The organism is Mycobacteriales bacterium (assembly GCA_035995165.1).
Taxonomy (GTDB): domain Bacteria; phylum Actinomycetota; class Actinomycetes; order Mycobacteriales; family CADCTP01; genus CADCTP01.
The window spans coordinates 54,143-76,414 of sequence record DASYKU010000124.1 but is presented as its reverse complement, the minus strand read 5'-3'; the positions used below and the strand labels follow the sequence as shown (position 1 = coordinate 76,414).

The following is a 22,272-nucleotide window of genomic DNA, read 5'->3' as shown; positions in this document are numbered from 1 at the left end:
ATCAAGGGGAGGGGTTCGGTTCGTGGTGGGGGTAGGCACGCTCAAGTCCACGCTCAAGGAGCAGCCGCGGCTGCAGGAGCTGGCCCGGGCGACGGCGCGGACGACCGGGCGGTTCACCGCCTCGGCCCGGATGACGCCGTCGTTCCTCATCGTCGGGGCGCAGCGCTGCGGGACGACGTCGATGTACAAGACGCTGTCCCAGCACCCGATGGTGCTGCCGGCCGTGCTGCACAAGGGCGCGCACTACTTCGACACCGGCTACGGGCACGGGCCCGCCTGGTACCGCGGTCACTTCCCGCTCCTGGCCAGCGCCCGCCGGGCCGCGCCGGCGCCGGACCGGCTGCCGATCACCGGCGAGTCCAGCCCGTACTACCTGTTCCACCCGCTGGCCGGGAAGCGGATCGAGAACGACCTGCCGGGCGTGAAGCTGCTGGTGCTGCTGCGCGACCCGGTCGAGCGGGCGTACTCGGCCCACACCCACGAGACGGCCCGGGGCTTCGAGACCGAGCCGTTCTCCAAGGCGCTGGAGCTGGAGCCGGTCCGGCTGGCGGGCGAGGAGGCCAAGCTGATCGCCGACCCGACGTACCAGTCCCACTCGCACCAGCACCACGCGTACGTGACCCGCGGGCGGTACGCGGCGCAGCTGGCACGGCTGGCGGGGCTGTTCGGCCGGGACCGGATGCACGTCGTGGACAGCCAGCGGTTCTTCACCGACCCGGAGCCGGTCTTCGACGAGGTCGTCGACTTCCTCGGCATCGGCCGTGCCGGCGGCGTCGTGTTCGACAAGCACAACGCCCGGCCGCGCGCGCCGATGCCGGACTCCCTGCGGACCTCGCTGGAGGGCCGGCTCGCCGACTCCGACGCGGAGCTCGAGTCCTGGCTCGGCGCGCCCCCCAGCTGGCGCGCCTGATCCCACCCGCTCGAAGGCCCGGTACGCCTCCCGCGTACCGGGCCTTCGCCTGTTCCGGACAGACAGAAGGGCCCCGGTGCCGATGCGCACCGGGCCCTTCCGGGCTTGTCAGCTCAGCTCGCGGGCGCGAGCACCAGGGTGAGGGTGGTCGCCTTGGTCCCGGCCGCGTCGGTGGTCGCGGTGAGCGATCCCGCCGCGCCCGGCGTCGCCGTCGTCCCGCCGTCGGTGAGCAGCGAGGTGACCCGCCCGCTCGCCGTGCCGATGGAGACGTTGCGGACGGTCTGACCGGCCGGGGCCGTCCAGGCCGTCGTGGCCGAGGACTTGTCCGCCCAGTACGAGACGACCCAGCTGCCCGGCGTCGCCACGGTCACGGCCGGCGTCGTGTGCGACGCGGTCGCCACGGTGTCCACCTTGTGCGCGAACACCGCGACCGGGCTGGTCGCCGAGGTCCCGGACCAGGCCGCGACGGTCAGGCTGGTCTTCACCGTGCCGCTCAGCGGGACGGTCACGGCCGCGGCGGCGTCCGTCGCGGTCGCCACCTTGGTCCAGACGATGGTCTGGATGCCGGTGGTGGTCGCCGTGTCGATCCGGGTCCAGCCGGCCGGGTCGCCGACCGTCACGGTGTCGGCGTTGACCGTCGCGGTCGCCACCAGCGCGTCCCCGGCCTGCACCGCCGCCGGCACGGCGACGGTGACCGTGGCCGCGTTGACGTTGGCGTTGGCCGCGCCCCGGAAGGCGATCACCGTGGTCGGTGCCGCGACCGTGACCGGCCGCGTGGTCGTGTTGGTCCCGCCCCGGCTGTCGGTCACCGTCAGCGTGATCGTGTACGACCCGGCCGCCGCGTACGCGTGGGTCAGCGTCGCCCCGGTCCCGGTCGTCCCGTCCCCGAAGTCCCAGGCGTACGAGGCGATCGCGCCGTCCGGGTCGGAGGAGGACGTGCCGTCCACGGTGCAGCTCAGCCCGCCGCAGTTGGTGGTGAAGGCCGCGGTCGGCAACACGTTCGCGCCGATCGTGGACAGGAACACCGACTTGCCCCGCCAGTCCTTGCCGTCCACGGCCGGGCCGCTGACGGTGGTGGACGTGGTCCCGAAGACCCCGCCGGAGAAGGTGATCCGGCGCAGGTTCCCGGCGGTGCGGGACGTCAGGTAGAGGTTCGTCCCGTCCAGGAACGCGCCGCCGGTGTCGCTCCAGTTCGTCGTGCCGGCGACCTGGAAGCGGTCGGCGCCGAGGATGCCGCTCTGCGGGGTGAAGTACCGGTAGAACATCGGCGTCTGCCCGGACAGCGTGTAGTAGAGCCGCCCGCCGCTGTAGAACTCCGAGGTCACGCTCGGGATCTCCGCGTAGAACCCGGACTTCCTGCCGAGGTACGTCTGCCCGGAGCCGGTGTCCACAGTGGACCACGCCGGGTCGCCGTACGGGTCGATCAGGTTCGCCGGGCCGAACACGCTGCCGTCGAACGTCCGCCAGTAGAAGTTGCTGTCGGTGGCCGAGCCGTAGAAGACCTTGCCGTCGACCATGACCGCGCCGCGGGTGGTGCTCCAGTCCAGGCCGCTGCTGGGCAGCGTCGAGGTGGAGGCGACCGTCGTCCCGTCGTAGGCCCGGGAGACCGCGGTGGTCGGCGCCGCGGTGGGCGAGCCGATGATCACGTTGCCGGGCAGCCGGCCGGTGCTGTTCGCGCCGACCGCGGTGCCGCCGTCCAGCGGGAAGAACGCCATCTTGCCGCGCTTCAACGCGAAGTTGCCGATCCAGTCCGTGTCGCTGCCGACCCAGAGGCCGGTGGGCGTCGCGTACACCGCGTACGCACCGGCGCCGCGCGGGTTGCGACCGGGGTTCCAGGAGAACGGCACGCCGTTGACCGGGTCCAGGGCGGCGACGCCCGGGCGCGGCACGGAGCCGGCGCCCGCGGAGTCACGGCCGTTGGAGTTGTTCAGCCAACGCTGGTGGCCGCCGACGTACACGGCCGTGCCGGTGATCGCGACGGACAGCAGCGTGTCGCCGCCGGTGTAGTCGATCCAGGTCGGCTGGACGGCGGTGCCGCTGCCGTTGGTCTCCCAGCGGGTGGCGCTGTCGCAGAGCGAGCCGGTGGCCGGGCCGCCGGTCGCCACCACCACGAAGTACGCCCCGTCGGTGGAGAAGTCCACGTCCCGGATGTAGCTGTCGTACGCGTTGAAGATGCAGTCGTCGGTGAACCGGGCGGTCCGCCAGTTCGGGTCGACCGCCGCGGTCGTGCTGGTCAGGTTGACCATCGCGATCTGGTCGCGGTCCAGGCCGCCGGCGGTGAGGAAGTTGCCGATCATCACCATGCGGGTGCCGTCCGGCGTGACGTCGATCTTGGAGACGCCGACCGGGGCCTGGGCGCCGACGGGGTTACCGAACCGGTCCAAGTGCGGGTAGTTGTGGTGACCGGCCACCGGGATCGTCAGGTAGGTGTCGACCGCGCCGGTGCTCGGGTTGAGCGAGCCGAGACCCGGCCGCGGGTTCGGACCGAGCGTGGTGAACGTGCCGGCCACCAACAGCCGGCCCCCGGTCATCGCCAGGTCGTTCACGACGCCGTTCATCGGCGGGAACTTGAAGGTCGGGATCAGCGCGCCGGTGGTGGCGTCGAGCAGCGCGATGCTTTTCGACTTCGTGCCGTTCACCGTGTTGAAGGCACCGCCGATGTAGACGGTGCCCGGCGTCGGACCCGGCAGCAGCGCGTTCACATTGCCGTCGAGGACGGGCGCGAAGGTGGTGTCCAGCGCGCCGGTGGTCGCGTCGACCGCGAGCAGGTACGTCCGCGAGACCGCGGTCGTCGAGCCCGGCAGGGTCAGGGAGGTGAACGTGCCGCCGGCGAAGACCTTGCTGCCCATCTGGACGAAGGTCTGCACGGAGCCGTCGGTGACGTTCGGCGTGCCCGCCATAGGCACGTCGCTGACCAGCGTCGACTGCGGTGTGCTCACCGCACCGGCCTGGTCGGCGAACAGCGACAGCGACACCACGGTGGCGCCGGTCGCGGAGAGAGCCGCCGCGACGACCGCGGCCAGCACGCGCTTACGCAACACGATTGTTGTTCCCCCAGGAAAGGCCCGGGCGTCGATTGGTGAGGGGCACCCGAGCAGGTATTCACAACGTAGAGGAGTACCTAGGTTCATATGTGGGTCTTGACAAATCTCCCGCTTACGCAGCGCAGTAAATAAATCACGGAATGCAGCCGGTGTGACCTGCACCCGCCGATGCGGCGAACGGGCCCGGCAATCATGGGCCGTGTGACAGGCTGGGGCGTGACCAGCCCGCCGCCCGCCTTCGATCCGGAGGCGACCGTGCAGCTGGACCCCGAGGCGACGGTCCGGCTGGCGCTGCCGCCGACGGCCCCGGCGGCGATCGAGTTCGCGGAGGAACGGGCGGTCGAGGTCGCCCCCGCCCCGGACGCGGACGGGGCCGACCGGCGTAGCAGTGTTGAGGCAGTGGCCCGCGGCGGCGGCGTGAACCTCTTCGGTGCCGGCATCACGACGGTCGCGAACCTGCTGCTGTCGGTCGTGGTGGCCCGGGCGATGAGCCAGGCCAACGCCGGCATCTTCTTCTCCATCACCTCGCTGATCCTGCTGCTGTCCACGATCGGCCGGGTCGGCACCGGCGGCGGCGCGATCTACTTCCTGCCCCGGCTGCGGCTGCTCGGCTCGCCGCAGGAGGTCGCCGAGTGCCTGCGGCTCTCGGTGCGCTCGACGCTGGCCGTCTCCTCGGTCCTGGGCCTGGGGATGCTGCTGCTCGCGCCGCAGATCGCCGAGCATGTGCTCGGCAACACCAGCAGCGGCGTGGTGCTGGTGCTGCGGCTGTGCGGGCTGGCGCTGCCGTTCGCCGCGCTGGGCGACGTGCTGCAGTCGATCACCCGCGGCTTCGGCCGGATGCGGACCACGGTGCTGATCGAGCGGATCGCCCGGCCGCTGGCCCAGCTGGTGCTGGTCGTGCTGGTCGTGCTGGTCGTGCCGACGCACAGCGTGCTGCTGCTCGTGCTGGCCTGGACCGTGCCCTACCTGCCCGCGACGCTGCTGTCCTGGCTGCCGGCCCGGCGGATGGCGGCGCTGAACCGGGCCCGCCGCTCCGACGCGGCGCCGTCCGGCTTCGACCGCCGGGAGTACTGGCGCTTCACCGGTCCCCGGGCCCTGATCTCGCTGACCCAGGTCGGCCTGCAGCGGGCCGACGTGCTGCTGATCATCTCGATCCTGGGCCCGGTGCCGGCCGCGCTCTACTCGGCCGCGACCCGGTTCCTGGTCGTCGGGCAGCTGGGCAACCAGGCCATCTCGGTGGCGCTGCAGCCGCGGCTGTCGGCCGCGCTGGCCCGCAAGGACCTGGACGAGGCCGGGATGCTCTACCGCACCACGACCAGCTGGCTGGTGCTCACCACCTGGCCGCTCTACCTGCTCGTCGGCGCGTTCCCGGCCGGCCTGCTCAGCATCTTCGGCCACCGGTACGCCAGCGCCACCGACGTCGTGGTCGTGCTCTGCGGCGCGATGCTGGTCGCCACCGCCAGCGGCCAGGTCGACACCGTGCTGATGATGGCCGGCAAGAGCACCTGGAACCTGGCCAAGGCCGTCCTGGCACTGGTCGTCCAGGTCGGCGTCGACCTGATCCTCATCCCCCAGATCGGGATCCTCGGCGCGGCCATCGGCTGGGCCGTCTCGATCCTGGTCGCGAACCTGGTGCCGCTGGCGCAGCTGCTCGTCGCGACCGGGCTGCACCCGGTCGGCCGGTCCAGCGTCACGGCGGTCGTGCTGTGCACGGCCACGGTGCTGCCGCCGGCGGTGATCGCCCGGGTGGCCTTCGGCGACCGGCTGGTGCCGGCGCTGGCGGCCTCGGTGGTGGCGGCGCTGCTGTGGGCCGGGGCGCTGTGGAAGTTCCGCCGCGCCCTCGTGCTCGACGCGTTCATCGGCGGCCGGCGGCGCGGTCCCCGGGGCGGTCCCGGCGGGCCCGGCGGTCCGGGATCCGGCGGCCCGGGCCCGGGTCCGGCTCCGGTCGGCCCGGCCCCTGCCGGTGCGGGCGCGAACGGCGCCGCGCCGGCCCGGAACGGGACCGCGGTCGACGGAGGAAGGAACGGGACCAAGGTCGCCGCGCCGCCCCGCCTGACCACCCCGCGCAAGCCGGCCCCGACCGGCCGCGGCCGCCACCGCGCCTGAGCGCCGAGCGCGCCCTGCGCCTGAGCGCGGCCCCGCGCGGCCCCCGCGCCTGAGCGCGGCCCGGCGTCAGGCGGACTTGCGCAGGTCCGAGCCGTACCCGTAGCGGAGGATGGCCGGCCCGCTGACCAAGCTGATCACCCGGCGGGCCTTCGGGTCCAGCTTCGTCCGCCAGGCCTCGTCGAGCGTGAGCTGCTCGGGACCGGACCGGAACCGCATCGGGTTGCCGGCCACGCTGTGGTCGCGCGGCAACTCCACGCTGGACTCCCCCACGAACGCCAGGTCGGCCTCGGAGGCGTCCCGGCCGAGCAGGAACCGGACGATGCCGGCCAGCGTCTCCCGCGGCTTGGCCACGAAGTCCTCGTAGTGCACCAGCTCGGCCGGCACGCCCCGCAGCCGCAGCGCGTCGAGCAGGAAATTGAACGCCACCCACTCGGCCGCGGTCCGGGCCGGCGGGTACGTCGGCATCGGCTTGCCGTCCCGGTCCGGCCGGGCGACGGTCTTCGACCAGGAGTAGCAGACGCCGTAGACCGAGCGGATCAGGTGCACGAGCTTGAGCTCGACGTCCGGCACGTGCCGCAGCAGGTACGCCGAGGACGGGTACTTCGAGGTGTCGACGACGACCTCCGCCCCGCTGACGGTCCGGACCGACGCGTACACACTCGACATGGCCGCCGCGTACTCGTGCAGCTTGCGGTTGTAGTCGGGGGCGAGCGCGGGCGCGGACAGCAGCGGCGTGTACCGGACCCGCTCGACCGCCTTGCGCAGGGTCAGCAGCCGCTTGGCGTCGACCTGGTCCCAGCCGCCGAACGCCTCCTTGCCGACCGCGGTCCAGAACTCGCACTCGGAGAACGACTTCCCGCAGCCGCACATCCGGTCCATGACGACGCCCTGGTCCCAGAGGTAGCAGAGCTCACCGACAGTGACGAACCCCGGCACCGCGCCGAGCACCCGCGACAGCAGTGTGCTGCCGCTGCGCCCGTGACCCCCCACGAACGCGACCGGCACCGGCGTAGTCATCCTCGTTCCCCCTCACGCTGAGCAAACCCCGGGTGAACTGTAGTGGCCGTACGCGAGCAGCGTCCCCTGAACGGGGCGCAGGCCCGGGACCCCGCACAGTCGGCTTGCACATGTGGAAGGCTCCACGCGTGCGGCACGGGGCCGAACGGCCGCACGGGGGTGGAGGAATGCAGCTAAGGGGTCTGGGCAGTGGGTGAAGGACATCGGCTGAACGACGATGTCGGCCGGGGCAGACGACGCTGGCGGCTGGTGGTGATCGCCGGCGTGGTGGTGGCGATCGTGGCCGTGGCCGGCGCGGTCCTGACCGTGGTCAACCACGACGACAACGCCACCCCGGGCCTGGCCGGGCCGGCGAGCAGCCTCCCGCCGCCGCTGCCGAGCAGCCTGCCCAGCGACGGCCCCAAGCCCCCGGCCAAGGGCGCGTACGTCGGCGCGTACGTGCAGCCCGACAGCGACTACACCCCGCAGGGCCGCATCGACGCCGTCACCGACTTCGAGCAGAAGACCGGCCGGCAGATGGACATCGTGCAGACCTATCACCCGTGGGACGACGAGTTCCCGGACGCGGCCGACAAGTGGGCCGCCGACAACAACCGGATGCTGCTGCTGTCCTGGGCCGGCACCGACACCCGGGTCATCCAGAGCGGCCGGTACGACGACATGATCCGGCAGCGGGCCCGCGCGGTCCGGGACCTGGGCAAGCCGATCTTCCTGCGCTGGCGCTGGGAGATGGACCGGCCCAACCTGCAGGCGAGCATCTGGACCCCGCAGGACTTCATCGCGGCCTGGCGGCACATCCGGATGATCTTCACCGAGGAGAAGGCGACCAACGTCTCCTGGGTCTGGTGCCCGCTCGCGGCCGGCTTCGCCGCCGACCGGGCCGCGCCGTACTACCCCGGCGACTCCGACGTGGACTGGGTCTGCGCGGACGTCTACACCGGCCAGCAGCTGGACAGCTTCGGCACCGCGACCGCACCGTTCCTGGACTGGGCCAAGGGCCACCCGTCCAAGCCGATCATGATCGGCGAGTGGGCCACCTCGGACCAGTTCCCCGGCGGCCAGACCGCGTGGCTGGACCAGGCCGAGCAGGTCACCGAGGACAACCCGTCGATCAAGGCGCTGGTCTACTTCGACTCGAACGACAAGACCAAGGGTCCACGGGCGCAGCTGGCGCTGCAGGGCGACGCGGTGGAGCAGTTCGGACAGTTGCTGGCCGAGCCGTACTTCAACCCCAGACGGCTGCCCGTCCGGCGCTGAGTAGGGTGCGGTTCACCATTCGTTCGCCCGTACGGCCCCGTCCGGTCGCCGACGCCGGTAGATTCGCGATACGGAGCCGCATTTCTCGGCGGGTCGACTGCGCGGCGGGCCGGACCGGTCGCCGCGCTGGGGGTGGAGACGATGACGGCTGCCTTCGCGGCGGCGGAGAGGTCGCGAATGCCCGGGGGACAAGGACCGGTGCTGCTGGTGGGTTCCAGCGGCGGGCACCTCGCCCAACTGCTCGCGCTGCGGTCCTGGTGGGGGGACCGGCCGCGGGCCTGGGTCACCTTTCCGACCCCGGACGCCAAATCGCAGCTGCCGGGCGAGAAGGTCGCCTGGGCGCATTATCCCACCACCCGTAACATTCCGAACCTCCTCCGCAACATGGGTCTCGCATTCAGGCTCTTGCGTAAGGTGAAACCGGCCGTGATCGTGTCCACCGGTGCCGGCGTCGCGGTTCCTTTCTTCGTCCTCGGCTGGCTGCGCGGAATTCCCACGGTCTATCTCGAGGTGTACGACCGCATCGACTCCCCCACGCTCACCGGCCGGCTGTGCCGCCCGTTCACCCGACTGTTCCTGGTGCAGTGGGAGGAGCAGCGCCGGTTCTACCCGGGCTCCGTCGTCGTGGGGCCGCTGCTGTGAGCGCGGCTCCGCGGGTGCTGGTGCTGGTCGGGACGGATCACCACCGCTTCGACCGGCTGGTCGCCTGGGTGGACCGGTGGGCCGCCGACCGCGGCGCCGACGTGCTGGTCCAGCACGGCACCTCCCGCCCGCCGGAGTTCGCGGCCGGCCAGCCTTACCTGGACTGGGCCAAGGTGCAGTCCGAGATCGCCGCCGTCGACGTGGTGGTCAGCCACGGCGGCCCGGCGACGATCTCCGAGGCCCGCAAGGCCGGCCACCGCCCGATCGTGGTGCCGCGCGACCCGGCGCGCGACGAGCACGTCGACGACCACCAGCAGTTGTTCTCCCGCCGGCTCGGCTCCAGCGGCCTGGTCACGGTGGCCGAGGACGAGGCGGCGTTGCGCGACGCGCTGGACGCGGCGGCCGTCGCCGGCCGCGGTGCCGCGGTCGGGACGCCGGAGGAGATCGTGAGCACCACCCGGCGGCTGGGCCGGCTGGTCGACGGGCTGCTGCGGGTCGAGACGCCGCCGCCCGCGGCCGTGGACCGGCCTCGGATCGCGTTCCTCGGCGGCTTCGGCCGGTCCGGGTCGACGCTGCTGGAGCGGATGCTGGCCGAGGTGCCCGGGGTGACCGCGATCGGCGAGTCCGTGCACCTGTGGGAACGGGCGCTGCGCGACGACGAGCGTTGCGGCTGCGGCGAGCCGTTCTCCCGCTGTCCGCACTGGCGGGCGGTCGGCGCCGCCGCGTTCGGCGGCTGGGACCGGCTCGACGTCGAGCAGGTGCTGGCCCTGAAGGCCGCGGTCGACCGGACCCGGTACGTGCCGCTGCTGGCCGCCCCGGCCGCCTCGGCCAAGCAGGCCCGCATGGTCGACGAATACTGCGACCTCTACCGGCGGCTCTACCGGGGCGTCGCCGAGGTCACCGGCGACGCGGTGCTGGTCGACGCGAGCAAGCACGCCTCGCTGGCCTTCGCGCTGCGCCGGGCCGCCGACCTGGACCTGCGGGTGCTGCACATGGTCCGCGACAGCCGCGGCGTGGCGTACTCGTGGTCGAAGCGGGTGAGCCGGCCGGAGCGGGACGCCGAGGACATGCCGACCTACACGCCGGCCCGCGCGGCCGTGCTCTGGACGGCCAACAACGCGCTGTTCGACCTGCTCGGCCGGCTCGGCACCGCGGTCCACCGGATCCGGTACGAGGACCTGGTGGCCGAGCCGGTGGGCGTGCTCAGCGAGGTGCTGGCCTACCTGGGGCTGCCGGCCGACGAGGAGTCGCTGCGGTTCCTGCACTCCGACAGCGCGGAGCTCGGCCGCAGCCACACGATCGGCGGCAACCCGATGCGGTTCTCCACCGGCCGGCTGACGCTGCGGGCCGACGACGCCTGGCGGCGGGAGATGCCGCCGCGGACCCGGCTCGGCGTGTCGGCGCTGACCGCGTGGCCGATGACCGGCTACGGCTACCAGCTGCGGGGGGACAAGTGACCGGTTCGCCGGCCGCGGAGCAGGACACGACCGGCGCCGGGACGTACCCGGCGGTGACCGTGGTGATCCCGACCCGGGACCGGCCGCAGCTGGTCCGCAAGGCCGTGGCCGCGGTGCTGGCCCAGGACTACCCGGGCGAGGTCCGCTGCATCGTCGTGCACGACAGCAGCGAGCCGGACACCGAGCTGGAAGAGGACCGGGTCGCGGTCACCCGCAACGTCCGCTCCCCCGGCCTGGCCGGCGCCCGCAACTCCGGCATCGCGCTGGTCGAGACCGAGCTGGTCGCCTTCTGCGACGACGACGACCGCTGGCTGCCGGACAAGCTGTCCGCACAGGTCGCGGTGCTGCGGTCCGACCCGGAGGCGTCGTTCGTCTGCTGCGGGATCCAGGTCCGGTACGGCGACCGGCTGGTCGAGCGCACCCTGTCCGCGGACCGGGTCACGTTCACCGACCTGCTGCGGGACCGGCTGACCGAGCTGCACCCGTCCACGTTCCTGATCCGGCGCGCGCTGCTGGACGAGATCGGGCTGGTCGACGAGGAGCTGCCGGGCAGCTACGCCGAGGACTACGAGCTGCTGCTGCGGGCGGCCCGGGTCGCGCCGATCCGGTCGCTGCCAAGCGTGCACGTCGAGGTGCTCTGGCACCAGAAGTCGTACTTCACCGGGCGCTGGGCGACGGTCTCGGCCGCGCTGCAGCGGCTGCTGGTCACGTACCCCGACTTCTACGGCGAGCGCGCCGGGGCGGCCCGGCTGACCGGGCAGATCGCGTTCGCGGAGGCCGCGCTGGGCAACCGGCGGCAGGCGCTGCGCTGGGCGGCGAAGACGGCCCGGCTCAAGCCGACCGAGCCGCGGGCGGTGCTGGCGCTGGCGGTGGCGTCCAAGGCGGTCACCGGCGAGCGGGTGGTCCGCGAGCTGAACTCCCGCGGCCGCGGGATCTAGCCGACGGCAGCACGAGGCCCCCGGGGTGATCCCCGGGGGCCTCGTCTGCTGTGCGTCCTAGCCGCCGATCACCTGACGCCACGCGTTCTTGCTCGCCGCGTCGAGGAGACGGAAGTCGCCGCCGACGGTCGAGTCGAAGTACGTGATGTAGGCGGCCCCGTTGGCCCGGGCATAGCTGCCGATCTTCGTCAGCCAGGCGGCCCGGCCGGCGCCGCTGTCGCCGGAGGCCATCTTGCTGCCGAGCTCGGCGACGGCCCAGTTCACACCGGCCGCCTTGGAGGTGGCGACGGCGGTGCCGAGCATCGAGGCCGGGTCACCGTACGAACCCTTGGTGAAGGACTTGTTGTAGCAGTCCCACCCGATGGTGTCGACGACGCCGGCGCCGGCGAAGTAGTCCTTCCAGTTGCGGTGCGAACCCGGGTTGAGCGTCCAGCACATGAGGATCAGGTTCGAGTGCAGCTGGGGGTTGTTCGCCTTGTCGGCCAGCCCGGCGAGGTGCGCCCAGGCCGCCCGGTAGTCGGCGGTCGTGAACGAGCCGGCCTCCACGTCGTTCTCGGGCTCGTGGAAGTAGGACCAGAAGATCGGGCGGTCCTTCGGCGCGGTGGCGAACCAGTTCGTGAACTGGCTGTCCAGCCGGCCGGCCGCGACGTCCTTCGGTGCCGCCTTGAACGAGACCACGACCGGGCCGCCGCTGACGCCGGCCGAGCCGGGCCACGCCGCCGGCATGCCGGTGTAGTACGTCCGGACCACGTCGGGCCGGCCGAAGGCCGCCGTCTCGCGGGCCAGGGCCGAGGAGGCGTTGGAACCGTCCCCGGTCCAGAGGCTGGTGCCGAACAGGGTGCTGCCGATCGGCTTGCTCGGCGGGGCCGGGGCCGAGGAGGACGTGCTGGCCGAGGAGGTCGGCTTGCTCGGGGCCGGGACCGGCGGCAGCGGGGACAGCGAGGGCAGTCCCGCGCCCGGGGAGGTCGGACCGGCCGAGGGGGGCGCCGGAGCCGGGGCGCCCGCGTCACCGTTCCAGGTGAGGGAGAGCTGGGGGCCGTCGGACCCGTGCTCGCTGGCGAACACCGCGGAGACGGATTCGGCGAGCGGGGAGACGAGGGCGAAGGAGTAGGTCCCGTCCTTGGTCACGACGCCGGAGAGGTCGAAGTCGAGCGACTTCTGCCGGGCGGCGGGCTGGACCGTGGCGACCACGGCGCCGACCGCGGGGGCGTTGCGCATCGTCATCGTCATCGCGTTCCAGCTCGTCGAGCCGACCGAGTGGAGCTCGACCGTCCCGGGCTGGTTGCGATCCGAGGAGAGCAGCAGGTGCGCCTTGGGGGTCAGGCCAGCGGGCACTCCCTGTACGGAGAACTTGAAGTACGTCCGTGTGTGCAGGTTCTTCTGGTTACTCGCGGTGAGCTTCGGGGACGAACCCCGGTTCTCGTTCGGGTACTCCTGGTACACGTAAGTGTCCGCGTTCGCGGCCACCGTGAGCGAGCTCGGGGCCGCGGTCTTGTCCGCCGCCCCGGCCATCACAGCGGTGACGCCGACGGCAAGGGACACCGCCACGCCCGAACCGATGATCTTCGCGGCCCGTGAGCCGTTCCTGCGCTGGGGGCCGGTGGTCAGCGCGACCTGCTGACCACCCGGCCGACGTTCGTGCCTGTTCCGACCTGCGTCGGAACGTCTGTGGCGCGAGCCGTGACCCATTCTGTCCTCTCCCGGCGTGCCTTCGCCTGCTGGTGTGAGCCTCGATCGAGCAAGGCCGCATCCTTGCGACAGCTAGCTCCAGGACCGCCGGTGAGCCAGGGCACCGAACCCGGGACATCACCCGCGGTCAGCCGCCCGGTTGGATCTCCTCCCGAAGGGCTTGCGGGACCATAGCTCCTTACACGGGCAGTCACAAGGCGCACCCGCCTCAGTGGTGGACGAGTTACGGCAGGTACACACGACTGGGCTAATGGCGCACAGTCGGCACAGACACAACGTTCGGACTCACCACAGGCCCCACCGGAGGCGCACACGCAGTGATCGACTCGCCGGTCGAGGGGAATCCCCGGACGCCTTCCGTCACCGGTCGGGTCCACTAAAGTCTGCCCGTCAGTACGTACGGCGGGGTGGGGGAACTGGGCGTGGACGATCACCGCCTCGTGTTCGTGGGCGGGCTGCACCGCAGCGGGACGACCCCGCTGGCGCGGACCCTGGCGACACATCCCCAGGTCAGTGGCTTCGTCGAGACCGGCGCCCGGGAGGACGAGGGTCAGCACCTGCAGACCGTCTACCCCCGGGTCCGCGACTACGGCGGCGCCGGCCACTTCGCCTTCAGCCCCGCGGCGCACCTGACCGAGACCTCGCCGTACGTCGGCAAGGAGTCGGCGGCGACGCTGCTGGAGCAGTGGAAGCCGTACTGGGACCTGAGCCGGCCGGTGCTGGTGGAGAAGAGCCCGCCGAACCTGATCATGACCCGGTTCCTGCAGGAGCTGTTTCCGGACGCCTATTTCGTCATGGTCGTCCGGCACCCGGTGATCGTCACGCTGTCCACCCGCAAGTGGGCCCGCAAGATGACCATGAAGCGGCTGGCCGCGCACTGGTTCCGGGCCCACGACCTGTTCGCCGCGGACGCGCCGGCGATCCGGCGCCTGCACGTGGTCAAGTACGAGGACCTGGTCGGGCAGCCGGAGCGGACCCTGGACGGCATCGGCCGGTTCCTGGGCCTGGACGGCCCGATCCCGCCGGAGACCCTGCAGGGCCACCGCAGCAGCTCGTACGCGGCCCAATGGGGCCAGTGGGCCTCGTCCCGGGCCCCGCTGCCGTTCCTGCGCTACCACCGGCTCGTCCGCGCCTACGAGGAACGCGCCCGGCGCTACGGCTACAGCATGCGCGACCTCTCGCTCGCCGAGCCGTTCCCGGTCCCCGAGCACCGCTGAGGGCCTGGACGGCACCGACCCCGCCCGGCGGTGAGCCGGAACGGGGTCGGGACGGGCGGGCAGCGCCGGGAGGTCAGCCCTCGAGGATGGTGCCCGCGCCGGCCGTGGCGTTGGTCGCCTCGTCGACGAGGATGAACCCGCCCGTGGTCCGGTTCCGGCGATATTCGTCGGCGAACAGCGGCTGGGTCGTGCGCAGCCGCACCCGGCCGATGTCGTTGAGCCCGAGCTCGGTCGCGTCCTCGTCCCGGTGCAGCGTGTTGACGTCCAGCCGGTAGCGCAGGTCCCGCACGACGGCCCGGGCCGACCGGGTGGTGTGCTTGATCGCCAGCTTGGCGCCCGGCCGCAGCGGCTTGTCGGTCATCCAGCAGACCATCGCCTCGATGTCCTGGGTGACCATCGGCGCGTTGTTCGGCCGGCAGATCAGGTCGCCGCGGGAGACGTCGAGGTTGTCCTCCAGCCGCACCGTGACCGACATCGGCGCGTACGCCTCCTCGACCGGGCCGTCCATCGTGTCGATCGCGGCGATCCGGGTGCGCAGCCCGCTGGGCAGCACCATGACGTCGTCGCCGGGCTTGAGCACGCCGCTGGCGACCTGGCCGGCGTAGCCCCGGTAGTCGTGCCAGGCGTCGGACTGCGGCCGGATCACGTACTGCACCGGGAACCGGACGTCGATCAGGTTGCGGTCGCTGGCGACGTGCAGGTTCTCCAGGTGGTGCAGCAGGCTCGGCCCGTCGTACCAGGGCATGTTCTCCGAACGGGTGACCACGTTGTCGCCGTTGAGGGCGGACACCGGGATCACGGTCAGGTCCGGCACGTGCAGCTTGGTCGCGAACGCGGTGAACTCGTCGTGGATCCGGTCGTAGACCGCCTGGTCATAGCCGACGAGGTCCATCTTGTTCACGCAGAGGACAAGGTGCGGCACCTCGAGCAGGGTGGCCAGGAACGCGTGCCGCCGGCTCTGCTCGACGATCCCGTTGCGGGCGTCGACCAGCACCAGTGCCAGATCCGCGGTCGAGGCCCCCGTCACCATGTTGCGGGTGTACTGGATGTGCCCCGGGGTGTCGGCGATGATGAACTTGCGCTTGGGCGTGGCGAAGTAGCGGTACGCGACGTCGATCGTGATGCCCTGCTCCCGCTCGGCCCGCAGGCCGTCGGTGAGCAGCGCCAGGTTGACGTGCTCCTCGCCGCGCTCCTTGGAGACGCGCTCGACCGCCTCGATCTGGTCGGCGAAGACGGTCTTCGTGTCGTACAGGAGCCGCCCGATGAGCGTGCTCTTGCCGTCGTCGACGGACCCCGCCGTCGCGAACCTCAGGATGTCCATTTAGAAGTAGCCCTCACGCTTGCGGTCTTCCATGGCGGCCTCGCTGAACTTGTCGTCGCCCCGGGTCGCGCCGCGCTCGGTGATCCGGGTGGTGGCGACCTCGTCGATCACCTTTTCCACGGTGTCCGCGTCGGACTCCACGGCCGCGGTGAGGCTGGCGTCGCCGACGGTGCGGTAGCGCACCCGCCGGACCTCGACCTCCTCGCCGTCCCGGGGCTGGCAGACCGGGTGGACGCCGAAGAGCATGCCGCGCCGCTCGAAGACCTCGCGGTCGTGCGCGTAGTAGATGGAGGGCAGCTCGATGCTCTCCTGCTGGACGTACTGCCAGATGTCGAGCTCGGTCCAGTTCGACAGCGGGAAGACCCGGATGCTCTCGCCCTCGTGGATGCGGCCGTTGTAGAGGCTCCACAGCTCGGGGCGCTGGTTCTTCGGGTCCCACTGGCCGAAGTCGTCGCGGAAGGAGAAGATCCGCTCCTTGGCCCGGGCCTTGTCCTCGTCCCGCCGGGCGCCGCCGAAGATCGCGGTGAAGCGGTGCTTCTCCAGCGCGTCGAGCAGGACCGGCGTCTGGATCCGGTTGCGGGTGCCGTCCGGCGGCTCGGTCACCGAGCCGTTGTCGATGGCCTCCTGCACGCTGGCCACCAGCAGCTGCACGCCGAGCTCCTCGGCCCGCCGGTCCCGGAACGCCAGCACCTCGTCGAAGTTGTGCCCGGTGTCCACGTGCATCACCGGGAACGGGACGCGCGCCGGGTAGAAGGCCTTCTCCGCCAGCCGGAGCATGACGATCGAGTCCTTGCCACCGGAGAACAGCAGGACCGGCCGCTCGAACTCGGCCACCACCTCGCGGATGATGAAGATCGCTTCCGCTTCCAGGGTCTGCAGCTGGCTCAGCTGATACCGCTGGGGGTCCGTCATCGCGTTCCTGCTCTCTCGGTCGTCTCCCGGTGCCGCCCGATGAGCCCGATGACCCGGCCGGCCACCCCAGCGTCGCAGACGAGCAGATCGGGCGACCACGGATCGGGCTGGTTATAACGCAATGGCAACCCGTCGACGTGGCTGGCGTGCAGCCCGGCCGCGTGCGCGACCGCGACCGGCGCGGCCGAGTCCCACTCGTACTGGCCGCCGTCGTGGAAGTAGGCGTCGACCTCGCCGCGCAGCACGGCGTCCACCTTGGCCCCGGCCGAGCCCATCCCGACCAGCTCGGCCCCGAGCTCCTCGGCCACCGGGTACGCCCAGGCCGGCGGGCGGGTCCGGCTCACCGCGATCCGCCGGACGGCGTCGCGCGCGGGCGGGGCGACCGGGGTGCGGGACGAGCGGAGCGCGCCGATCGCGGGCAGCGCGACCGCACCGCAGGCGAGCTCGCCCGAGACCCAGAGCGCCACGTGCACGGCCCAGTCCGGCCGGCCGGCCTCGCCGAACTCGCGGGTGCCGTCCAGCGGGTCGACGATCCAGACCCGCTCGGCGGTGTGCCGGGCCGCGGGGTCAGGGCTCTCCTCGGAGAGCACGGCGTCACCGGGCCGGCGGGCGGCCAGTTCGGCGAGCAGGAACCGGTCGGACTCCTTGTCCCCGGTCTTGCCGTCCGCACCGCCTGCCCGCAGTTCCAGCAGCAGGGCACCGGCCCGCTCGGCCAGTTCCTCGGCCAGCTGGGCATCATCCACGTGAACGTCTACCTCTCCCGGTACGGATTTCTTCCCCCGACGACAGCGATGCCGGGCGGCCACGGGGACGCCCGGCATTCGCGCACCACATACATCCTCGTCCCGGCCGGGACGACGGGGTCAGTACGCCCCGCGCCCCCGGACCACGGTCGACATCGTCTTCCACAGGATCATCAGGTCGAGCGTGAACGACCAGTTCTCCACGTACCGCAGGTCGAGGCGGACCGACTCGTCCCAGTCGAGGTCGCTGCGCCCGCTGATCTGCCAGAGCCCGGTGAGCCCGGGCTTGACCAGCAGGCGGCGGCGCACGTCGTCCTGGTAGAGCGCGACCTCTTCGGGCAGCGGCGGCCGGGGCCCGACCAGCGACATCCTGCCCTGCATGACGTTGATCAGCTGGGGCAGCTCGTCCAGCGAGTAACGCCGCAGGAACCGGCCCACCGGGGTGACCCGGGGGTCGTCGCGGATCTTGAACAGCAGCCCCTCGGCCCGCTCGTTGCGGTGCTCGAGCTCGGCCTTGCGCTTGTCCGCGTCCAGGTACATGGAGCGGAACTTGAGCAGGGTGAACTCGCGGCCGTCCTGACCCGTCCGGACCTGGCGGAACACCGCCGGGCCGGGGCTGGACAGCCGCACCGCCAGCCAGAGGCCGATCATCAGCGGCAGGAACATCAGCACGCAGAGCGCGGCCAGCGAGCGGTCCACGATCGCCTTGGCCACCCGGCGGGCGCCGGCGAACTCCGGCTCCTCGACGTGCAGCAGCGGCAGACCGGTCATCGGCCGGATGTGCAGCCGGGGACCGGCCACCTCCATCAGGCCGGGCGCCACCACCAGGTCGGTGTCGGTGCCCTCCAGCTGCCAGGACAGCCGGCGCAGCCGGGCCGGGCCGACGCTGGCGCCGGCGGCCACCGCGACGGTGTCGGCCCCGGAGGCCCGCACCGCGTCGGCGACGTCGTCCAGCCCGCCGAGCAGCGGGACGCCGAGCCCGACCAGCCGGGCGCCGTCGCCGGCGGACAGGCAGGCCCCGACGACCTGCATGCCGCAGTAGCGCTCCTGGCGCAGCTGGGCGGTGAGGTCGGCGACCGACTCCTCGCCGCCGACCGCGATCACCCGGTACGTGTACCGGCCGCTGGAGCGGCCGTGGTGCAGACGCTTGCGCAGCGCGTAGTGCCCGAAGAAGGACAGCACCATCGCCATCGGCAGCGCGAGCACGATGTACCCGCGGGCCACGTCGGCGTGCAACGCGTACGACACGAAGCCGACGGTCGCGGTCAGACCGACGAACGCGCGGAAGATCCGCTGGAACTCCTCGGAGCCGAGCCCGAGGATCCGGGCCTCGTACCCGCCGGCCAGGGCGATCGCGCAGACCCAGAGGACCGGCGCGGCCAGGCTGGCCGCCGCGTACGCGTACGCCCAGGAGAACGAGTCCTGGAACCGGACCTCGTAGGCCGCCGCGGCAGCCGCGATCCCGACCAGCGCATCCACGCCGACCAGCAGGCGCGCGTAGCGCCGCTCCCAACCCCGGCGCCGGGCAACGCCGACGCCCACGCCGTCGTCGACGAACCGGGCCGACCGGTCGAGGACGCTCATGTACACCCCACCCCCCGTCCGGCCGTGCGCGGAGCACCACCGGACCGCTTTCGCATGACGCCCTCGGCCCGCCGGGCCGCGGTAGCGGCACGTCGGGTCCCCCCAAGAGCGAGCCCAAACATAGCGGCTTAGGTCACGCAGTGTGAAGCGTCCAATAAAAAACTCTGATGTCGGCGTGAGAACACTGTCCACCCGGGCAATTTGGTTACTCTATGTAGTCACCACTCGGTGCAACAAGCGGAGGTCGCCCAGGAACTCCACGTCGCTGCTCCGGGCGGCCGAAAGGACAATACACACAACCACTCAGAGCCACCGAGGCGGTCCGGTACCCACACCGCCGACCACCCGTTGGGGCAGCTCGCGCCGCCTTGTGGCGTCGGGGAGACTGTGCCGGTGCGGATCGACGACGAGCGCGCGTCGGAGGCCGCTCGCGCTCCGGTCGCGCAGGACGACCTGGACTTCATGGATCCCGGTAGCGGCACCGCGGACGACGCTGCGCTGCGCGCTGACGTCCGCCGGGTCGGCGTGCTGCTGGGCGAGTCGCTGGTGCGGCAGGAGGGACAGGAGCTGCTCGACCTGGTCGAGCAGGTCCGCGGGCTGACCAAGGCGTCCCAGGACGATGACGGTGCGGCGCTGCGGGAACTGCGCCGGCTGCTCGGCGACGCCCCGCTCCCGACCGCGATCGCGCTGGTCCGGGCCTTCTCGGCGTACTTCTACCTGGCCAACCTGGCCGAGCAGGTGCACCGGGTGCGCGGGCTGGCCGAGCGGCCGCCGGAGCGGGGCTGGCTGGCCGAGGCGGTCGCCGCGGTCACCGCCGAGGTCGGGCCGGAGGGGCTGACCGAGGCGCTGGCCGCGCTCGCGATACGGCCGGTCTTCACCGCCCACCCGACCGAGGCCAGCCGGCGCACGATCCTGGACAAGCTGCGTGCGGTCGGGGACGTGCTGCTGGCCGAGCCGGCCGGGCGGTCGGCCTCGGCGACCGCGCGGCGCCGGCACGACCGGCGGCTGGCCACCGTGGTCGACCTGATCTGGCAGACCGACGAGCTGCGGCTGGACCGGCCCGACCCGGTCGAGGAGGCCCGCAACGTCACCTATTACCTGGACGACCTGGCCGCCGGGACCGTGCCGGGGCTGCTGGCCGACCTGGCCGACGAAGCCGCCGCGCACGGCGGCACGCTGGCAGCCCAGGCCCGGCCGCTCACGTTCGGCAACTGGACCGGCGGCGACCGGGACGGCAACCCGAACGTCACGGCCGAGGTCACCGACCAGGTGCTGCGGCTCATGCACGCGCACGGCATCGACGTGCTCATCCGGGCCGTGGACCGGGTCACCCGCGAGCTGTCGTCCTCGTCGCGGATCGTCGGGATCAGCGCCGAGCTGCGCAAGTCCATCGACCGCGACCTGGAGACCGTGCGGGGGCTGGACGGGCGGAGCCTGCGCTTCAACGCCGAGGAGCCGTACCGGCTGAAGGCCAGCTGCATCCGGGCCAAGCTGGTCGCGACCCGGGAGCGGCTGGCGGCCGGGACCCGGCACGAGCCCGGCGTCGACTACCTGGGCAGCGCGGAGCTGCTGGAGGAGCTGGCGCTGATCGGCGACTCGCTGCGGGCGCACCGCGGCGCGCTGGTGGCCGACGGGCCGCTGGCGGCGCTGGAGCGGACGGTGGCCGCGTTCGGGCTGCACCTGGCGACCATGGACGTACGGGAGCACGCCGATGCCCACCACGAGGCCGTGGGTCAGCTGGTGGACCGGCTCGGGGTCGAGTCCTGGCGCTACTCCGACCTGCCCCGGGAGTACCGCAAGCGGATGCTGTCACGGGAGCTGGCCGGGCGCCGGCCGCTCTCGCCGTACCCGCCGCCGCTGGAGGGGACCGCGGCCCGGACGTTCGCGGTCTTCACCACGATCCGGGACGCGCTGGACCGCTTCGGCCCCGAGGTCATCGAGTCGTACGTGATCTCGATGACCCGCGGCCCCGACGACGTGCTGGCCGCGGTCGTGCTGGCCCGCGAGGCCGGGCTGGTCGACGTGCACTCCGGGGTGGCCCGGCTCGGGTTCGTCCCGCTGCTGGAGACCGTGGCCGAGCTGCGCTCGGCCGACGCGCTGGTGGGCGGGCTGCTGGACGACCCGACGTACCGGGAGCTGGTGCGGCTGCGGGGCGACGTGCAGGAGGTCATGCTCGGCTACTCGGACTCCAACAAGGAGGCCGGCATCGCCACCTCGCAGTGGGAGATCCACAAAGCCCAGCGCCGGCTGCGGGACCTGGCCGCGAACTACGGCGTACGGCTGCGGCTCTTCCACGGCCGAGGCGGCACGGTCGGGCGTGGCGGAGGGCCGACGCACGAGGCGATCCTGGCCCAGCCGTACGGGACGCTGGACGGCGAGATGAAGCTCACCGAGCAGGGTGAGGTCATCTCGGACAAGTACTCGCTGCCGGTGCTGGCCCGGGACAACCTCGAGCTGACCGTGGCCGCGGTGCTGCGGGCCTCGGTGCTGCACCGGGAATCCCGGCAGCCGCCGAACGTGCTGGAGCGCTGGGACGCGGCCATGGAAGTGGTCTCGGCCGGGGCGTACGCGGCGTACCGGTCGCTGGTCGACGACCCGGACCTGCCGGCATACTTCCTCGCGTCCACGCCGGTCGAGCAGCTCGGCGGGATGAACATCGGCTCCCGGCCGTCGAAGCGGCCGGACAGCGGGGCCGGCCTCGGCGGGCTGCGGGCGATCCCGTGGGTGTTCGGCTGGACCCAGTCGCGCCAGATCGTGCCGGGCTGGTTCGGGGTCGGCGCCGGGCTGGCCGCCGCCCGCGGGGCCGGGCTCGGCGACGTCATCGACGAGATGGTCGCCGAGTGGCACTTCTTCCGGGCGTTCGTGTCCAACGTGGAGATGACGCTGGCGAAGACGGACTTCGGCATCGCCGGGCACTACGTCGCCTCGCTCGTGCCGGAGGAGCTGCGGCACGTCTTCGACCGGATCCGGGCCGAGCACGACCGGACGGTCACCGAGGTGCTGCGGCTGACCGGCGAGGCCGAGCTGCTGGACACCCAGCCGACGCTGAAGCGGACGCTGCAGGTGCGCGACGCCTACCTGGACCCGATCTCCTACCTTCAGGTCGCGCTGCTGGCCCGGGTCCGGGAGGCCGGCGAGGACGTGGTTCCCCAGCTGCGCCGTGCGCTGCTGCTCACCGTCAACGGAATTGCCGCCGGACTGCGTAACACCGGCTGAGCATTCGGCTCAATCCGGGCCTTTATTCACTACTAGTTCAGTAGGAATTAGGTAAACGGGACCCACGGGACGCCCGATGTGGCTAGCTTGGCGATGGCTGTAGGGGGTCTGCAGCCCGGCCGGAGGGGTCCGGCCGCGGGGGTAGTGACACACGCCGGCGCCTGCGCCGTGCGGGGGGAATTATGTGCGAGCACGGAGTCTTGCGCGAGCCTGCCCGGA

At 72.2% G+C, this 22,272-nt stretch carries 14 protein-coding genes and 1 pseudogene; 8 read left to right on the top strand and 7 right to left on the bottom strand.

What is annotated here, in order from left to right; genetic code table 11:
- Positions 1 to 22 precede the first annotated feature (22 nt).
- On the top strand, positions 23 to 910 hold the full coding sequence (locus VGP36_21155; GenBank protein ID HEV7657217.1) for a sulfotransferase domain-containing protein: 888 nt from the start codon (positions 23 to 25) through the stop codon (positions 908 to 910).
- A 113-nt stretch (positions 911 to 1,023) separates the two neighbouring features.
- Here VGP36_21155 and VGP36_21150 read toward each other — a convergent pair whose 3' ends face one another.
- Positions 1,024 to 3,951 carry a PKD domain-containing protein gene (locus VGP36_21150; GenBank protein ID HEV7657216.1) on the bottom strand — a complete coding sequence of 976 codons (2,928 nt, stop codon included), beginning with the start codon at positions 3,949 to 3,951 and terminating at the stop codon, positions 1,024 to 1,026.
- A 219-nt stretch (positions 3,952 to 4,170) separates the two neighbouring features.
- Between VGP36_21150 and VGP36_21145 the strand changes: the two genes are divergently transcribed.
- Positions 4,171 to 6,060 (top strand): polysaccharide biosynthesis C-terminal domain-containing protein, encoded by a 1,890-nt coding sequence (locus VGP36_21145; protein HEV7657215.1) that lies wholly within the window; start codon positions 4,171 to 4,173, stop codon positions 6,058 to 6,060.
- A gap of 66 nt (positions 6,061 to 6,126) precedes the next feature.
- Here the strand turns inward: VGP36_21145 and VGP36_21140 are convergent, their stop codons facing one another.
- A complete protein-coding gene (locus tag VGP36_21140; protein HEV7657214.1) occupies positions 6,127 to 7,077 on the bottom strand; it encodes a sulfotransferase in 951 nt (316 codons plus the stop codon).
- A 189-nt stretch (positions 7,078 to 7,266) separates the two neighbouring features.
- Here VGP36_21140 and VGP36_21135 point away from each other — a divergent pair, with 189 nt between their 5' ends.
- From VGP36_21135 to VGP36_21120, 4 genes are all read left to right on the top strand, one after another.
- Positions 7,267 to 8,334, top strand: a complete 1,068-nt coding sequence (locus tag VGP36_21135) for a hypothetical protein (protein ID HEV7657213.1) — start codon at positions 7,267 to 7,269, stop codon at positions 8,332 to 8,334.
- A gap of 198 nt (positions 8,335 to 8,532) precedes the next feature.
- Positions 8,533 to 8,976, top strand: coding sequence for a UDP-N-acetylglucosamine--LPS N-acetylglucosamine transferase (locus tag VGP36_21130; GenBank protein ID HEV7657212.1), 444 nt, complete (start codon positions 8,533 to 8,535; stop codon positions 8,974 to 8,976).
- The gene (locus tag VGP36_21125) at positions 8,973 to 10,433 is read left to right on the top strand and encodes a sulfotransferase (GenBank protein HEV7657211.1); all 1,461 of its coding nucleotides are present in this window, start codon (positions 8,973 to 8,975) and stop codon (positions 10,431 to 10,433) included. The genes VGP36_21130 and VGP36_21125 overlap by 4 nt, the downstream gene beginning before the upstream one ends.
- On the top strand, positions 10,430 to 11,371 hold the full coding sequence (locus tag VGP36_21120; GenBank protein ID HEV7657210.1) for a glycosyltransferase family A protein: 942 nt from the start codon (positions 10,430 to 10,432) through the stop codon (positions 11,369 to 11,371). Before VGP36_21125 ends, VGP36_21120 begins: the two co-directional genes overlap by 4 nt.
- 57 nt (positions 11,372 to 11,428) lie before the next feature.
- On the opposite strand, the gene VGP36_21115 is transcribed toward VGP36_21120, so the two are convergent.
- A complete protein-coding gene (locus VGP36_21115) occupies positions 11,429 to 12,919 on the bottom strand; it encodes a DNRLRE domain-containing protein (GenBank protein ID HEV7657209.1) in 1,491 nt (496 codons plus the stop codon).
- A 563-nt stretch (positions 12,920 to 13,482) separates the two neighbouring features.
- Between VGP36_21115 and VGP36_21110 the strand changes: the two genes are divergently transcribed.
- Complete coding sequence (locus VGP36_21110) at positions 13,483 to 14,277, top strand: sulfotransferase (GenBank protein ID HEV7657208.1); 795 nt, start codon at positions 13,483 to 13,485, stop codon at positions 14,275 to 14,277.
- An 85-nt stretch (positions 14,278 to 14,362) separates the two neighbouring features.
- Here VGP36_21110 and VGP36_21105 read toward each other — a convergent pair.
- The 4 genes and pseudogenes from VGP36_21105 to VGP36_21090 all read right to left on the bottom strand — a co-directional run bounded on the left by VGP36_21105 (position 14,363) and on the right by VGP36_21090 (position 18,837).
- Positions 14,363 to 15,598: pseudogene (locus tag VGP36_21105) on the bottom strand (GTP-binding protein).
- Entirely contained in the window at positions 15,599 to 16,510 is a 912-nt protein-coding gene (gene cysD / locus VGP36_21100) for a sulfate adenylyltransferase subunit CysD (protein HEV7657207.1), read from the bottom strand.
- The gene (locus tag VGP36_21095) at positions 16,507 to 17,253 is read right to left on the bottom strand and encodes a 3'(2'),5'-bisphosphate nucleotidase CysQ (GenBank protein HEV7657206.1); all 747 of its coding nucleotides are present in this window, start codon (positions 17,251 to 17,253) and stop codon (positions 16,507 to 16,509) included. Before VGP36_21095 ends, cysD begins: the two co-directional genes overlap by 4 nt.
- Positions 17,254 to 17,373: 120 nt before the next feature.
- Entirely contained in the window at positions 17,374 to 18,837 is a 1,464-nt protein-coding gene (locus VGP36_21090; protein HEV7657205.1) for a sugar transferase, read from the bottom strand.
- Positions 18,838 to 19,230: 393 nt separating this feature from the next.
- On the opposite strand from VGP36_21090, the gene ppc reads away from it, so the two are divergent.
- Positions 19,231 to 22,053 (top strand): phosphoenolpyruvate carboxylase, encoded by a 2,823-nt coding sequence (gene ppc, locus VGP36_21085; protein HEV7657204.1) that lies wholly within the window; start codon positions 19,231 to 19,233, stop codon positions 22,051 to 22,053.
- Positions 22,054 to 22,272: the final 219 nt, after the last annotated feature.